This window comes from Aeromonas sp. 604176 (genome assembly GCF_049170755.1).
Lineage (GTDB): Bacteria > Pseudomonadota > Gammaproteobacteria > Enterobacterales > Aeromonadaceae > Aeromonas > Aeromonas veronii_A.
This window is the reverse complement of sequence record NZ_JAAKNE010000105.1, coordinates 1-15,401: the sequence shown is the minus strand read 5'-3', so window position 1 is coordinate 15,401 and position 15,401 is coordinate 1. Positions and strand designations below refer to the sequence as shown.

Annotated in this window: 12 protein-coding genes; 6 read left to right on the top strand and 6 right to left on the bottom strand. The window is 60.3% G+C overall.

Features of this window, described 5'->3' with window-relative positions:
* From G5358_RS16525 to ilvA, 3 genes are all read left to right on the top strand, one after another.
* A partial coding sequence (locus G5358_RS16525) for a branched-chain amino acid transaminase (protein WP_421324504.1) occupies positions 1–654 on the top strand: 654 nt, incomplete at its 5' end.
* Positions 655–797: 143 nt separating this feature from the next.
* Positions 798–2,639: a dihydroxy-acid dehydratase gene (gene ilvD, locus G5358_RS16520; RefSeq protein ID WP_421324502.1), complete on the top strand. Its 1,842-nt coding sequence runs from the start codon at positions 798–800 to the stop codon at positions 2,637–2,639.
* 3 nt (positions 2,640–2,642) lie between these two features.
* Positions 2,643–4,163, top strand: a complete 1,521-nt coding sequence (ilvA, locus tag G5358_RS16515; RefSeq protein ID WP_421324500.1) for a threonine ammonia-lyase, biosynthetic — start codon at positions 2,643–2,645, stop codon at positions 4,161–4,163.
* 49 nt (positions 4,164–4,212) lie between these two features.
* Here the strand turns inward: ilvA and G5358_RS16510 are convergent, their stop codons facing one another.
* Positions 4,213–4,665: an HPP family protein gene (locus tag G5358_RS16510; RefSeq protein ID WP_421324506.1), complete on the bottom strand. Its 453-nt coding sequence runs from the start codon at positions 4,663–4,665 to the stop codon at positions 4,213–4,215.
* 76 nt (positions 4,666–4,741) lie between these two features.
* Here G5358_RS16510 and G5358_RS16505 point away from each other — a divergent pair, with 76 nt between their 5' ends.
* The 3 genes from G5358_RS16505 (at position 4,742) to mgtA (ending at position 10,512) form a co-directional block, all read left to right on the top strand.
* The gene (locus G5358_RS16505; RefSeq protein WP_182963048.1) at positions 4,742–5,308 is read left to right on the top strand and encodes a TetR/AcrR family transcriptional regulator; all 567 of its coding nucleotides are present in this window, start codon (positions 4,742–4,744) and stop codon (positions 5,306–5,308) included.
* Positions 5,309–5,434: 126 nt separating this feature from the next.
* Entirely contained in the window at positions 5,435–6,529 is a 1,095-nt protein-coding gene (gene ompA / locus G5358_RS16500) for a porin OmpA (protein ID WP_216952325.1), read from the top strand.
* Positions 6,530–7,749: 1,220 nt separating this feature from the next.
* Positions 7,750–10,512: a magnesium-translocating P-type ATPase gene (gene mgtA, locus G5358_RS16495; protein WP_216952323.1), complete on the top strand. Its 2,763-nt coding sequence runs from the start codon at positions 7,750–7,752 to the stop codon at positions 10,510–10,512.
* Between the two features lie 128 nt (positions 10,513–10,640).
* On the opposite strand, the gene G5358_RS16490 is transcribed toward mgtA, so the two are convergent.
* The 5 genes from G5358_RS16490 to G5358_RS16470 form a co-directional block, all read right to left on the bottom strand.
* Entirely contained in the window at positions 10,641–11,750 is a 1,110-nt protein-coding gene (locus tag G5358_RS16490; protein WP_421236319.1) for a YeeE/YedE thiosulfate transporter family protein, read from the bottom strand.
* Between the two features lie 129 nt (positions 11,751–11,879).
* The gene (gene rarD, locus G5358_RS16485; RefSeq protein WP_421209102.1) at positions 11,880–12,803 is read right to left on the bottom strand and encodes an EamA family transporter RarD; all 924 of its coding nucleotides are present in this window, start codon (positions 12,801–12,803) and stop codon (positions 11,880–11,882) included.
* Positions 12,804–12,928: 125 nt separating this feature from the next.
* The gene (locus tag G5358_RS16480) at positions 12,929–13,057 is read right to left on the bottom strand and encodes a hypothetical protein (protein ID WP_265324673.1); all 129 of its coding nucleotides are present in this window, start codon (positions 13,055–13,057) and stop codon (positions 12,929–12,931) included.
* A 167-nt stretch (positions 13,058–13,224) separates the two neighbouring features.
* Positions 13,225–14,721, bottom strand: a complete 1,497-nt coding sequence (locus G5358_RS16475) for an aldehyde dehydrogenase (protein WP_421324498.1) — start codon at positions 14,719–14,721, stop codon at positions 13,225–13,227.
* A 125-nt stretch (positions 14,722–14,846) separates the two neighbouring features.
* Positions 14,847–15,389 carry a cupin domain-containing protein gene (locus tag G5358_RS16470; RefSeq protein ID WP_042012327.1) on the bottom strand — a complete coding sequence of 181 codons (543 nt, stop codon included), beginning with the start codon at positions 15,387–15,389 and terminating at the stop codon, positions 14,847–14,849.
* Positions 15,390–15,401: the final 12 nt, after the last annotated feature.

Sequence of the window (15,401 nt, the reverse complement as noted above, 5' to 3'; positions counted from 1 at the left end):
AAGAGCGGCTACCTGCGCCCGCTGGCCTTTGTCGGCAACGTGGGGCTGGGGCTGCATCCGCCGCTGGATGCCAAGGCTGATCTGATAGTGGCTGCCCTGCCCTGGGGCGCCTATCTGGGGGAAGAGGGGCTGAAAAACGGGGTGGATGTGTGCGTCACCTCATGGAACCGGCTCGCGCCCAACACCATTCCCACCGGCGCCAAGGCGGGCGGCAACTATTTGTCATCCCAGCTGATCAGCCGCGAGGCCAAGCGCAACGGCTTCGCCGAGGGGCTGGCGCTGGACGTGAATGGCTACCTGAGCGAAGGGGCGGGTGAGAACCTGTTCCTGGTGAAGAACGGCGTACTCTTCACTCCACCTGCTACCGCCGCCATCCTGCCCGGCATCACCCGTGACACCATCATGACGCTGGCGCGTGACTTGGGTTACGAGGTGCGCGAGCAGGCGTTGCCCCGTGAGGCGCTGTACGTTGCAGACGAGATCTTTATGACCGGCACCGCCGCCGAAGTGACCCCGGTGCGCTCCGTCGATCGGATGAAGGTAGGGGCTGGCAGCCGTGGCCCGGTGACCGAGCTGCTGCAGAACGCCTTCTTCGGCCTTTTCAATGGCAAGACCGAGGACAAGTGGGGCTGGCTGACGCCCGTCAATGACTGATGAGAGAGGGGAGGCGCGGAGCCTCCCCGAGTCGCTTCCGGTGAGTGCTTCCCATAGGAGTCTTCACCAGGATCGATTCCGATCCACTCGTATCATCACCGCATAACGCATCGAGCCCATATGGGCATTCAGGGAGTAGAGACATGCCGAAGTTGAGATCCGCCACCACCACCCACGGACGTAACATGGCCGGGGCCCGCGCCCTGTGGCGTGCCACCGGAATGACCGATCAGGATTTCGGCAAGCCCATCATCGCCGTGGTCAACTCCTTTACCCAGTTCGTGCCGGGCCACGTGCATCTCAAGGACTTGGGGCAACTGGTGGCGCGCGAGATTGAAGCCGCTGGCGGGGTGGCCAAGGAGTTCAACACCATCGCCGTGGATGACGGCATCGCCATGGGCCACGGTGGCATGCTCTACTCCCTGCCATCGCGGGAGCTGATTGCCGATTCGGTGGAGTATATGGTCAACGCCCACTGCGCCGACGCTATGGTCTGTATTTCCAACTGCGACAAGATCACCCCGGGGATGCTGATGGCGGCCCTGCGCATCAACATTCCGGTGATCTTCGTCTCCGGCGGCCCGATGGAGGCGGGCAAGACCAAGCTCTCCGACCAGATCATCAAGCTGGATCTGGTGGATGCCATGATCCAGGGCGCCGATCCCAAGGTGTCGGATGCCCAGAGCGAACAGGTGGAACGCAGCGCCTGCCCCACCTGCGGCTCCTGCTCCGGCATGTTTACCGCCAACTCCATGAACTGCCTGACCGAGGCGCTTGGCCTCTCCCAGCCGGGCAACGGCTCGCTGCTGGCGACCCACAGCGACCGCGAGCAACTGTTCAAGCTGGCGGGTCAGCGCATCGTGACTTTGGCCAAGCGCTGGTATGAGCAGGACGATGCCTCGGCACTGCCGCGCAATATCGCCACCAAGGCGGCGTTCGAGAACGCCATGGCGCTCGACATCGCCATGGGTGGCTCCACCAATACCGTGCTGCACCTGCTGGCGGCGGCGCAGGAGGCCGGTGTCGACTTCACCATGGCCGACATCGACCGCATGTCCCGCAAGGTGCCGCAGCTCTGCAAGGTGGCGCCCTCCACCCAGAAGTACCATATGGAAGATGTGCACCGCGCCGGTGGCGTGGTCGCCATTCTGGGCCAGCTGGAAAAAGCGGGTCTGGTGCATGGGGATACTCGCACCGTGCTGGGTTGCTCTCTTGTCGAACAGCTCAATGAATATGACGTCAGCCGCCAGCCGAGTCAGGAGGTGGTGGACTTCTACCGCGCCGGCCCTGCCGGTATCCGCACCACCAAGGCGTTCAGTCAGGATTGTCGCTGGCCAGAGCTGGATCTCGACAGAGCCGAAGGCTGCATCCGCTCGCTGGATAACGCCTACAGCCAGGAGGGCGGCCTTGCCGTGCTTTCCGGCAACCTCGCGGTCAACGGCGCCATCGTCAAGACCGCCGGGGTGGATGAGGAGAACCTCACCTTCCGTGGTCCGGCCCGGGTGTTCGAGAGTCAGGAGAGCGCGGTGAGCGGCATCCTCGACGGCACCGTGAAAGCGGGCGAGGTTGTGGTGATCCGCTACGAAGGGCCGAAAGGGGGCCCGGGCATGCAGGAGATGCTCTACCCCACCACCTATCTGAAATCCATGGGATTGGGCAAGGCGTGCGCCCTGATCACCGATGGCCGCTTCTCCGGCGGTACTTCGGGTCTCTCCATCGGCCACGTCTCGCCGGAGGCCGCTTCCGGCGGCACCATAGGTCTGGTGGAGGATGGCGACATCATCAGCATCAACATCCCGGCCCGCAGCATGGTGCTGGAGGTGGCCGACAGCGTGCTTGCTACCCGCCGCGTCGCCGTGGAAGCCCGTGGCTGGAAGCCGCTCGATCGTCAGCGTCAGGTCTCCTTTGCCCTGCGCGCCTATTCCATGTTCGCCACCAGCGCCGATAAAGGCGCGGTGCGCGATCGCTCGATGCTGGGGGAATAAATCATGGTCTCTGCGGCGGATTATCTACGCAAGGTGTTGCTCTCCCCTGTCTACGAGGCGGCGCGGGTGACCCCCTTGCAAACCCTGAAGAAACTTTCCGAGCGGCTCGGCAACCATGTCAGCCTGAAGCGGGAGGATCTGCAACCGGTCCACTCCTTCAAGCTGCGCGGCGCCTATCACAAGATCGCCACCTTGACCCAGGAGCAGAAGGAGCGCGGCGTCATCGCCGCCTCCGCCGGCAACCACGCGCAAGGGGTCGCCCTGTCTGCGGCCAAGCTCGGCATCAAGGCGATCATCGTGATGCCCAAGACCACGCCGGATATCAAGATCGACGCAGTGCGCCGGCAGGGCGGCAACGTCATGCTGTTTGGCAACAGCTTCGACGAGGCTTACGGCGAGAGCCGCCGCCTCGCCGAGCTGGAGGGCTACACCCTGATCCCGCCGTTTGACGACGTCGAGGTGATCGCCGGACAGGGCACCATCGGCAAGGAGCTGCTGGAGCAGGATACCCATCTCACCCACGTCTTCGTGCCGGTGGGTGGCGGCGGGCTGGCCGCCGGGGTGGCGGTCTACATCAAACAGCTGCTGCCGGATGTGAAGGTGATCGGGGTGGAGGCGGAGGGCTCCGCCTGCCTCAAGGCCGCGCTGGCGGCCGGCGAGCCGGTCAATCTGGAGCGGGTCTCGCTGTTTGCGGACGGGGTGGCGGTCAAGCGCATCGGTGAGGAGACCTTTCGCCTCTGCAACCAGTATCTGGACGAAGTGGTGACCGTCTCCAACGACCAGATCTGCGCCGCGCTCAAAGACATCTTCGACGACTGCCGCGCCATCGCCGAGCCGTCGGGGGCCCTCTCGCTGGCCGGTCTCAAGGCCTACAGCGAGCGGGAGCAGGTGAAGGGCGGGCGGATGGCGGCCATTTTGTCCGGCGCCAACGTCAACTTCCACAGCCTGCGCTACGTGTCCGAGCGTTGCGAGATCGGCGAGAAGCGCGAGGGCATGCTGGCGGTGACCATTCCCGAGCGCAAAGGGGCCTTCCTCGACTTCTGCCGTCAGCTCGGGCCGCGCATGGTGACCGAGTTCAACTACCGCTACGCCGATGCCGAGCAGGCGTCGCTGTTCGTCTCGGTACGCCTCACCGGCGGTGACGAGGAGCTGGGCCAGATCATCGATCAGCTCGGCGGCAACGGCTATCCGGTGGTCAACATGACCGAGAGCGAGCTGGCCAAGAACCACGTGCGCTATATGATTGGCGGCCGCCCGGCCCGGCCCCTCGGTGAACGGCTCTACAGCTTCAAGTTTCCGGAGCAGCCGGGCGCCCTGATGCGCTTTCTGGAGACCCTCGGCTGTCGCTGGAACATCAGCCTGTTCCACTACCGCAACCACGGCGCCGACTACGGCCGGGTGCTCTGTGCGTTCGAGCTGCCGGACGAGGACGTGGCCGCCTTCCACGACTACCTGCGCGAGATTGGCTACGGCTGGAAAGAGGTGAGCGACGACCCCGCCTACCGGTTGTTCCTGGCCAGTTGATGGCGAGATCGCTATGAAGAAGGAGGGAGGCGTTGGCCTCCCTCTGTTTTTAGGCTGCAATTGGGAACTTCTGTCTGAGCCATTGAAATCCATGGGCCAGCGCCATCAGTAGCAGGGTGCCGGGCAGCACCGTTTGCCACAGGAAGGCTGGCTCTTGTCCTGTCATCAGGATCAGCAAGGGATTGGCGCCTGCCGGAGGGTGAAGAATATTCAGTCCCTGCATCAGTGCGATAGCCAGCCCGGTTGCCAGAGCCATCTGCATTTCAGCAGGGAGGGGAAGCAGGCCGATGACCAGTCCGACGCAGACCGTCAGCAGGTGACCACCCAGCACGTTTTTGGGGCGCGCCAGCGGACTATCTGGCAGGGAAAACAACAACACACAGCTGGCCCCGAAAGGTGCCATGACTAGCGCGACATGCCAGCTCAGATTGAGCCATCCCAATATTCCGATGGTGAGTGCGGCGCCCACACCTGCCCATAACGGGCCATACCATTTTGTCATCATGCTTTCCTCTTGGTTTGCCAGAACTGATTAGGCACATTAGGTAGACAGATCGGTGTACTTCAAGAGGCAAATCATGAGTGAGAAGCGTCAACAACTGGTGGCGACGGCCTACCGTCTGTTCAACCGTCATGGCTTTCATGCCACCGGCATAGATCGCATCTGGGCCGAGGCGGGGAGTACCAAGCGTACCCTCTATCGCCACTTCCCGACCAAGGATGCCTTGATTGAGGAGGTGCTGCTCGCTCGTGACCGGGAGTTCTTCGCCTTGCTTGACCAGCGGCTGGCCGGTGTGAGCGGACGTGAAGCTCGCCTCCAGGCGCTGTTCGATGGTTTCGCGGCGTGGTTTGGCCGCTCTGATTTCTATGGCTGCAACTTTATCAACGCCAGCGCCGAGTTTGCCGACCCACGCCATCCGGTGCGCAAGCTGGTGATGGCCCACAAGCAGGCGTTATTGGGCTGGGTGATAAACCAGCTCAACTGTTCTCTGGCACAGGCCACCGAGCTTTGCCTGTTGCTGGAGGGGGCGATCGTGATGGCTCACAGCTATCAGCAGCCACTGGCGTTGGAGCAGGCCAGAATGCTGGCAAAGACCATTTTGGCCGACGATGGCGCGATAATGCAGGCCGCTTCACACTCCTGAGATGCTGGTCATTTGAGGCTGCGTTCGGATGGGATACCCTGAATAGCGGAGAGGCCGCCTGACGGCTTCACACAGGGAAGAGTGCGCACTCAGGCGCCCATAACGACTTATTGCAGAGGCGAAAATATGAATAAATCCATGCTTGCCGTATTGGTCAGTGGTTTGCTGGCGGCCGGAGCCGTGCAGGCCGCTGCTCAGGACAATACCTGGTATGTCGGTGGCAAGGCCGGTTGGTCCAATTACTATGGCGTTGACCACAACCAGTATGCCGAGTCGATTGCCCAGACGTTGGGTAATACCAGCGAGAACACGGATGATCTGGGTCTGGGTCTGTTCGCCGGTTACCAGCTCAACCCCAACCTGGGGTTCGAGCTGGGTTATGACTGGCTTGGCAAATACGACACCACCTCGGGCACCGGCGCCAATACCCTCAATACCGAAGCCAAGAGCCAGATGATTCAGGCCACCATGAAGATCAGCTTCCCGGCAACGAATGTGCTCGATCTTTATGGCCGGCTCGGCGGTGCCTATGCCTGGACGGATAGCGAGATCAGCTTCGCCAATAGCAGCGAGACCGGTAAAAAGCATGGCGCCGCATTTGTCGGGGCGCTGGGTGCCGAGTACGCCATCGATCGTGACTGGGCCGCCCGTCTGGAGTACCAGTACACTACGCCGCTGGGAGATGCCTCTCTCGATCGCTCAGGCATCGAGCTGGATAACGGCCTGATCTCGTTCGGCATGCTCTATCGTTTCGGTCAGCAAGGTGGTGAGGTTGCTGTGCCGGCGCCAGCTCCGGCAGCCGAGCCTGCCCCGGCTGTGGTGGTGGAGCCCAAGACCTTCAGCCTTAGTTCCGATGTGCTGTTCGAGTTCAACAAGGCGACCCTGAAACCTGCCGCCAGCCAGGCGCTCGATGCCCTGTTCAGCCAGATTGTGGCGGCCAATCCGAAGGATGGCGTCGCGACCGTGGTCGGTTATACCGACCGCATCGGCTCCGACAACTACAACCTGGCCCTCTCCGAGAAGCGGGCCCAGAGCGTGGCCAGCTATCTGGTAGCCAAAGGCTTGTATGCTGACAAGGTGCGGGTCGAAGGGCGTGGCAAGGCCAATCCGGTTACTGGCAACAACTGCGCCAGCCGTTCCAAACAGGAGCTGATTGCCTGTCTGGCACCGGATCGTCGGGTTGAAATCCATCTGGAAGGGGTTTCCCAGCCGGCGCAGTGATGCTGCGGCTAGAGATGGGATTCGAGAAGAACGGGAGGCCAGGCCTCCCGTTTTCTATGGTCAGCGTGATCGGATGGTGGTGCAGACCTGATTTGCCAGCATCATGAGTTATCGAATCTTTTCCTAATAGGAATAGTTATTATATTTCCAGGAAATTACAGGATAAAAAATAGAATTAAACTTTGCGCCTGAAGATTCTTTTGGTTAGAATCTCTGCGTGTTATCAATAGACAGGTAAATATTATGGACTGCGACAGTTGTAGCCGATTGCAAATCGCGATGCGGGTTTACCAGAGCTGAGGCCGAATATTTTATCTTCTCTCTCACTCTGATTGCTCGAATCACAAGCATAGAGTGCAGCATCTATATGAGTCAGCATCGACTCTCACAACCTCTTTATCCCGCCTTCATCAGGGATTACGGTTGTAAATCTGGATCGTTCCGCTCATCTGCGAGCCATGCGCGCCTCGCGACCCCTGCAATTGAACGCTTCATCATGCATCCCGGTACTGCCCGTCAGGGCCGTCACAGCGTCGGAACCATGCATCCGTGCCGTGGTCGGGAAGGGATCAAGCGTAAAATAACAAGATGGATAATCTCATATTGAAAACTATTTCGTTTTCGATATGGCAGGTTGCACATTAAAATAAATGATGTGATTGATTAATATATTTCGGCGGTGGCAAGGGTCGCGCTGTAATATTTCTATAGGCGTGGTTTTCTCCGATGTTCTTACCCGCCAGATATCACTGATACTATTTCCTGCCCGCATCCAGTTATTTCAAACTGTCGTAATCCTGATTTTCTTTATGGGTGATGCCGCTCTAGTTGCGGGATCACCGGATTGGTTCGCTGATAATGCAGACTCGCGGCCATGCTTGCCAACGACAGTGTGTATCGCTGTCCATGGTTCGTCCGGCCCTCTCTCCACCCCACTCGGAGGATATCGTATGACCGAAGAGCCCAAACCTCGACCCTCGGGGTTCACGTCTCCCCACTCCTGATCCCCCCTGCGGGGACGGGATGCGGTGTTCTGACCCCTGATCTGACCCAACCATGCAGGTTAGCTCGACGGCAGACATTTGTCTGACGAGCCGCCCCGTGCGCGCCAGTTGAGCGTGCCGGCAACGAGTCGGGTTCACAGCTTTCGATATCAGTACTGACGCCTGGCCTGGCCCGCGACAGGGCCCTTCTGCAAGCGAAAATCAGGATTTAAAGTTATGAAGCAACAACATACTGCCAGCCGGCACAAGCAACAGGGGTTCGTCGCCCCGGGCCGTGCCAATGAGAAGCTCTCCTCCCGGGTGCTCGACGAGGCCGACAAGTCCCTCGAATACACCCTCACTGCCGTGCGCGGCAATATCGACGGCCTGACCGCGACCGAGGCGGCCAATCGTCTGGTCCAGTTTGGCCCCAACGAGGTGACCCACGACAAACCGCCTCATCCATTGATCCAGCTGCTGCACGCGTTCAAGAACCCCTTCGTGATGGTGCTGATCGTGCTCGGGCTGGTCAGTTACGTGATGGACGTACTGATGGCTGAGCCCGGCGACGAGGACTGGGTCAAGGTGATCATCCTCGGTGTCATGGTGGGCTTGAGCGGTCTGCTGCGCTTCTGGCAGGAGTACCGTTCCGCCAAGGCGGCCGAGGCGCTCAAGTCGCTGGTGCGCAATACCGCCACCGTACAGCGTCGTCCCTCGCCGGGCGCCACCCCCCAGCGCAAGGAGGTGGCAATGACCGAGCTGGTGGCCGGAGACATAGTGCACTTGCAGGCGGGGGACATGATCCCCGCTGACATCAAGCTGATCGAATCCCGCGATCTCTTTATCAGCCAGGCGGTGCTGACCGGTGAAGCGTTGCCGGTGGAGAAGTACGACACCCTGGGCGCAGTGGCCGAGAAGTCGGCAGACGGCAACAGCACAGGGGACGTGGGGTTGCTCGACCAGCCCAACATCTGCTTCATGGGCACCAATGTGGTGAGCGGTACAGCCAAGGCTGTGGTGGTGGCCACCGGCAGCGACACCTACTTCGGTTCGCTGGCCCGCAACGTGGTGAGCCACAAGCGCATCGAGACCAGTTTCGATCGCGGCGTCAATAGCGTTACCAGGCTGCTGATCCGCTTCATGCTGGTGATGGTGCCCATCGTCTTTATGCTGAGTGGCATCAGCAGTGGTGACTGGATGTCGGCGCTCACCTTCGCGCTGGCGGTGGCGGTAGGGCTCACCCCCGAGATGCTGCCGATGATCGTCTCCGCCAACCTGGCGCGAGGGGCGGTGGCCATGGCCAAGCGCAAGGTGGTGGTCAAACGGCTCAACTCGGTGCAGAACTTCGGTGCCATGGACGTGCTCTGCACCGACAAGACAGGTACCCTGACCCAGGACAAGATCATCCTCGAGCACCACTACGACGTGCGTGGCAACCGGGACGACCGGATCCTGCAGCTGGCCTGGCTCAACAGTTATCATCAGAGCGGCATGAAGAACCTGATGGACATCGCGGTGATCGAGCATGCCGATGTGCTGGGAGCTGGCTGCAAGCCGGCTGGTTACAGCAAGGTGGATGAGTTGCCATTCGACTTCGTGCGCCGCCGGCTATCGGTGATCGTACAGGATGAGCGTGGCCAGCAGCTGATGGTCTCCAAGGGGGCGGTGGAAGAGATGCTGGCCGTCTCCAGCCAGATCGCCGATGGCCAGGAGGTGCGGGATCTGACCGACGCCGATCGCCTTGCCCTGCTGCGCCAGAGCGAGGAGTTCAATGCCGAGGGCTATCGGGTATTGATCGTGGCGACCCGCGAGATCTCGGCAGGCGAGTGCAAGCAGAGCTATCGTACCAGTGATGAGGTCAATCTGGTGGTGCGCGGCTTCCTCACCTTCTTCGATCCGCCCAAGGATTCGGCCGCACCGGCCATCCGTGCGTTGAACGACTATGGTGTGGCGGTCAAGGTGCTGACCGGTGACAATCCCATCATCACCAGCAAGGTGTGTCGTGACGTAGGGCTGGAGCCCGGCTTACCGCTGCTCGGCAAGGATATCGAAGGAATGGATGACGTGGCGTTGTGCGAGGTGGTCAAGCAGACCACCATCTTCGCCAAGCTCACCCCGCTGCAGAAGTCGCGGGTGGTGAAGGCGCTGCAGGCCAACGGCAACACCGTCGGTTTCCTCGGTGACGGCATCAACGATGCGCCGGCGCTGCGGGATGCGGACGTAGGGATCTCGGTGGACAGCGGTGCCGACATCGCCAAGGAGACCGCCGACATCATCCTGCTGGAGAAGAGTCTGATGGTGCTGGAGGAGGGGGTGATCAAGGGGCGCGAGACCTTTGGCAACATCCTCAAGTACCTCAACATGACCGCCAGTTCCAACTTCGGCAACGTCTTCTCGGTGCTGGTGGCTTCCGCCTGGCTGCCATGGGCACCCATGCTGGCGATGCAGATGCTGATCCAGAATCTGGTGTATGACGTCTCCCAGATGCTGCTGCCGTGGGACAAGATGGATCCCGAGTTCCTCAAGCGACCGCGCAAGTGGGAGGCGAGCAACATCAAGCGCTTCATGCTCTGGCTTGGCCCGACCTCGTCGGTGTTCGATATCAGTACCTATTGCCTGATGTGGTTCGTGTTCGGTGCTGGCGCCCTCTATGCCACCGCCAACGGCAGTATGGATCCGCTGGTCAACGGTCAGGCCATCATGAACTCCGGCTGGTTCATCGAGGGGTTGGTGTCGCAAACGCTGGTGGTACATATGCTGCGTACCCGCAAGATCCCGTTCCTGCAGAGTACCGCTACCCTGCCGGTGCTGCTCTCCACCTCGATCGCCATTGCCATCGGTTGCTACCTGCCCTTCTCGCCTGTGGCTGAGCACTTCGGTTTCATCACTCTGGATGGGCCCAAGTACTTCATGTGGTTGGTGATTACCATGCTGGCCTACATGGGGCTGACCCAGACCGTCAAGACCATCTACATCAAGCGCCACGGCCAGTGGTTCTGATGAAGAGTTAGCAAAAAGGCCGGGGTGATCCCGGCGCGACGGAAAAAGAGAGCCAGTCCGCGCAAGCGGACTGGCTCTCTTTATTTGGTGTGACCCGACTCCCTTGTTGGCGAGTACCGGTCTGTGACTCAGAGCTTGAACAGCGGGCGCAGGCGGATGCCGATCAGGCTGCCGGCGAGGGCCATCAGCATCCAGACCCAGCCGTGCAGGCTGCCGGAGGCGGTACCGTCGAAGAAGCCGCCGAGGTTGCAGGCGCTGTACATGGCTCCCATCCCCATCAGCAGGCCGCCGAGGATGGAGGCCAGACTGTTGCCGATCCGCATCGGGGCGAAGTTGCCACCACCGCTGATGCAGCGCGCCAGCATGGCCCCCAGAATGCCGAGCCAGAACATGCCGACCATGGGGTTGATGAAGAGCGGCTGGGCCAGCTTGGGGTTGCCCTCGAACAGGCCGAACAGAGAGGCGCCGCGCAGCGCCATGTCATAGACGGCGCCGGTGATGGTCCAGGCCGAGCCGTGCAGGGCGACGACAATAGAGTTGAGTATGGCGATGATGATGCCGCCGGTCAGCACGGTGAAGCGGCCATCGCGCCAGAACAGATTGCCGCCGCTGAAGAGGGGCTTGAGTTCGCCGGTACGCTTGAGTTCGCTCTTGCGAAACAGCAGGAACAGCACGGCGACCAGCGCCAGGTTGAGCAGCATGCCGCTCCAGATATTGCCGGTCAAATCCTTGGCCAGCACCACATGGCTGGAGAAGGTGGCCTCCAGTTCGGGGCGGAACTGGTTGCTGATAAGGGTGCCGATGCCGTAGCAGATCAGCACCAGCCAGAAGCGGGGTTGTCCCTCGCCGCAGCAATAAAGAGTGCCGGTTGCACAGACGCCTGCCAGCTGCATGCCGATGCCGAACAGGAAGGCACCGACGATGAAGGGAATGCCGATAGCCATCACGTTACCCACCATGGCATCGCCAAACAGGGCGTGGCTAAAGGAGAGGAAGGTGGTGAACAGCAGAATTTCGATGGCGATGGTGAGCAGGTGAACCCGCACATAGTAACTGTTGCGCTTGGTCAGCATCTCGCGCCAACCGAAGACGATGCCGAAGCGGCTGAAGGAGAGGGTGAAGCCGAAGCCGAATCCGATCAGGGCCATCAGAGCCCATTTCATACCAAAGGTGTTGCCAAGCCAGAGTAACGCTCCCCCCGCGATTGCCACGATGGGGAGCGACCATTTTCGAGTCATAGCTGTAATTCCTTATAGCTGGATGGAGAATAGGGAGTGCGGATCCTATTCCCACATTGAGTCCAAGGCTACCGGTTTAACAGGTCAGGGAGCGAGAAAATGGCATATCGCTTCTGATGACTTTGTTAGCTACTGATTTGATTTTGAAGGCTTTATATTGCTCGTTGCAGCAGGACGCTTGCCGTTGCGCAGCCCATCCAGCGTGAAGATCAGCAGCGCGCTCCAGATACAGGCGAAAGTAAGAGCCTTGTCCATTGCCAGCTCCTCGCCGTAGAGAGTGACAGCGAGGATGAACATCAGGCTGGGGCCTATGTACTGGAAGAAGCCCAGGGTGGAGAGCTTGAGCCGTGTCGCAGCGGCGGTGAAGCAGAGCAGAGGGGCTGTGGTGACGGCGCCAGCAGCGATCAGCAGCAGGTTGAGGTGCCAGTCGTTCTGGGTGAGATGGCTGGTGGGGCTGTCGGCAATGCCCCACAGATAGATTGCTGCCGGTGGCAGCATGATCATGGTTTCGATCAGCAGGCCGGTAAGTGCATCGAGGGCCAGTTTTTTGCGCACCAGCCCATAGATGGCAAAGCTCGACGCCAGCACCAGCGCAATCCAGGGCAAGGAACCAAAGGCGATAAGCTGGATCGCCACCCCGGCAAAGGCCAGCGCCACTGCCCACCACTGCAGGCGGCGCAGCTTCTCGCTCAGAAACACCATTCCCAGCAGCACGTTGAACAGCGGGTTGATGTAGTAGCCGAGGCTGGCATCCAGCATATGGCCGTTGTTGATGGCCCAGATGAACAGCAACCAGTTGCCGCCGACGGTGACCGAGGTAAACGCTAGGGTGAGCAGCACTTTTGGCTGGCGCAGTACCGCCTGCACCTTGTGCCACTGGCGCCCTGCCAGGGTGAGTACCATCAGCAGTACGCAGGACCAGATCATCCGGTGGGTCAGGATCTCGGCGGCCGGGACGGCAGAGATGGTCTTGAAATAGATGGGGGCTATGCCCCAAAGGGTATAGGCGCACAGGGCGTAGATGACGCCCTGACGCTGGATCTGTTGCGGCATGCGGATGACCTTTACTGAAGCGTTGGATGCGGGAAAACATCGCAAAAAATCAGTGTAGCGATCCTTTTGCGGGGAAAGAAGCGAATAAACGAAGTTTGAGGGATAGGAGGAGTGTGGCTGGCAGGTCAGCCTTTACCGCGACGGATCTTGTCGACGTCCATCAACAGCCACAACATCAGGGCGATGGCGGAGATCCAGGGGCCCCAGGTCACGTAGGCCTCGCCGTGCCCCAGCACGAAAAACAGCAGGGGCAACCCGATCACCAGAAAAAGTACGCTTCCCAGAAAAAATAGCATTTTTGTCTTTATATTTAATGGTTTGCTTATTTGATGATTATATCGATTGTGCCGCCTGATGGAAGACCAAAATGCAAAAGGGGGGATTTCTCCCCCATTGCTGATGATGATGGCTATATATACCTTTATTCGAGCTGGATCCAGGTACTTTTCAGCTCGGTGTACTTCTCCAGCGCGTGCAGCGACTTGTCACGACCGTTACCAGACTGCTTGAAGCCACCAAACGGCATGGTCATGTCGCCGCCATCCCAGTTGTTGACGAATACGGTGCCAGCACGCAGGGCGCGGGAACCCTTCACCGCCTTGTTGAGATCCGCGGTCCAGATCGCCGCCGCCAGCCCGTAGTCGGTGTCGTTGCCCAGAGCAATGGCCTCTTCGAGCGTGTCGAAACCGGTCACTGCCAGCACAGGGCCGAAAATCTCCTCGCGGAAGATCCGCATCTCGGGTGTCACCTCGTCGAAGATGGTGGGCTCGATATAGAAGCCGCCGCTCTCAAGATTGGTGCGTTTGCCTCCCAGCAGTAGCTTGGCTCCCTCCTGCTTGCCAATCTCGACATAGCGCAGCACCTGCTCCATCTGGATGTGATCCACCATGGCGCCGATGCGGGTCGCAGGGTCGAGCGGGTTGGCTGAGATCCACTCGCGGGCATGGGCCAGCAGTCGCTCCATAAATTGCGGCTTGATGCTGTTTTGCACCAGCAGGCGAGAGGCGGCGGTACACACCTCGCCCTGGTTGTAGAAGATGGCGCCAGCGGCGCTCTTGGCCGCGGCATCCAGGTCCGGCGCATCCGCCAGTATGATGTTGGGGCTCTTGCCGCCGCACTCCATAAAGGCGCGCTTGAGGTTGGACTTGCCGGAACACTCCACCAGGTGCTTGCCGATTTTGGTGGATCCGGTGAAGGTGATGCAATCCACATCCATGTGCATGGCCAGCGCCTCGCCCACGGTATGGCCAAAGCCCGGGAGTACGTTGAACACGCCGTCAGGAATGCCTGCCTCCTTGGCCAGACCTGCGATACGCAAGGCGGTCAGGGGGGACTTTTCGGAAGGTTTGAGAATGACCGAGTTGCCGGTAGCGAGCGCCGGCCCCAGCTTCCAGCAGGCCATCACCAGCGGGAAGTTCCACGGCACGATGGCGGCAACGACCCCGAGCGGTTCCCGGGTCACCAGCGCCAGGGCGGATTCCTCTACCGGCGCGACTTGATCGTAGATCTTGTCGATCGCTTCGGCGTTCCAGGCGATGCAGTTGGCGGCGGCAGGGGCATCGTAGCCCATGGCATCGCCGATGGGTTTGCCCATGTCCAGCGACTCCAGCAGTGCCAGCTCCACCTTGTTGAGACGCATCAGTTCGGCGAAGCGCTGCATGATCAGCTTGCGCTGTTTCGGCGGCAGGCCGCTCCAGCGCTTGTCGTTGAAGGCATCACGCGCGGCCTGTACCGCCAGCTCGGCATCGGCGGCATCGCAGGCTGCTACCTTGGTCAGCAGCTTGCCGTTGGCCGGGTTGATACAGTCGAAGGTGGCACCATTGACGGCATCCCGATAGCTACCGTTGATAAAGGCTTGTGAGGGCAGGGTCAGATGGGCGGCCTTGTGTTGCCACTGGGCCAGGGTCAGGTCACTCATGTTCACTCCTTGAACCGGCAAAAGTCATTGTCCGCGTATCAATATGCTAAACATCCTGCCACTTGTAAATCCATTTTGTAACAATTCATTAAACATTGGCGGCTGGCTGGCCCCTTATCACCCTGTTAGAAACTGGCGGGGGTATTGGCCGAAATCAATACGCACTCCTGCTCGCCCACATTGCGAAAACGGTGAGGAGTGCGGCTGTCGAAGTAGTAGCCGTCCCCCGGTGTCAGCAGGTAGATCTGCTCACCCACGGTCACTTCAACCTCGCCCTTGATGACGATGCCGCACTCTTCACCCTCGTGGCTCAGCATGTCGTCGCCAGTGTCGGCGCCCGGTGGCAGCACCTCCTGCAACATGCCGATGGCACGGTTGGCACGGCTGTGGCCCACCAGCCGGTAGCTAATGGGGTGAGTGCCGAGATCCGGCATATCGGCGGCGCGAAAGATCACTTCGGAGTCCATTTCGGTCTCGTCAGTAAAGAAGCTGGCCAGTGACATGGGGATCCCTTCCAGCACCTTGCGCAGGGAGGCAACTGACGGGCTCACCTGATTCTTTTCGATCTGGGAGATGAATCCGTTGGTCACGCCCGAGCGTTTGGCCAGCTCGCGCTGGGAGAGGGCCGCCTTGGTGCGAACCGCCTTGAGACGGTGACCGATATCCATCGATAGACACTC

Coding starts and splice junctions, on each gene's coding strand:
- ilvD (WP_421324502.1), top strand. CDS start 798: ATGCCGAAGTTGAGATCCGCCACCACCACCCACGGACGTAACATGGCC.
- mgtA (WP_216952323.1), top strand. CDS start 7,750: ATGAAGCAACAACATACTGCCAGCCGGCACAAGCAACAGGGGTTCGTC.
- G5358_RS16470 (WP_042012327.1), bottom strand. CDS start 15,389: ATGGATATCGGTCACCGTCTCAAGGCGGTTCGCACCAAGGCGGCCCTC.
- rarD (WP_421209102.1), bottom strand. CDS start 12,803: ATGCCGCAACAGATCCAGCGTCAGGGCGTCATCTACGCCCTGTGCGCC.
- ilvA (WP_421324500.1), top strand. CDS start 2,643: ATGGTCTCTGCGGCGGATTATCTACGCAAGGTGTTGCTCTCCCCTGTC.
- G5358_RS16505 (WP_182963048.1), top strand. CDS start 4,742: ATGAGTGAGAAGCGTCAACAACTGGTGGCGACGGCCTACCGTCTGTTC.
- G5358_RS16490 (WP_421236319.1), bottom strand. CDS start 11,750: ATGACTCGAAAATGGTCGCTCCCCATCGTGGCAATCGCGGGGGGAGCG.
- G5358_RS16475 (WP_421324498.1), bottom strand. CDS start 14,721: ATGAGTGACCTGACCCTGGCCCAGTGGCAACACAAGGCCGCCCATCTG.
- ompA (WP_216952325.1), top strand. CDS start 5,435: ATGAATAAATCCATGCTTGCCGTATTGGTCAGTGGTTTGCTGGCGGCC.
- G5358_RS16510 (WP_421324506.1), bottom strand. CDS start 4,665: ATGACAAAATGGTATGGCCCGTTATGGGCAGGTGTGGGCGCCGCACTC.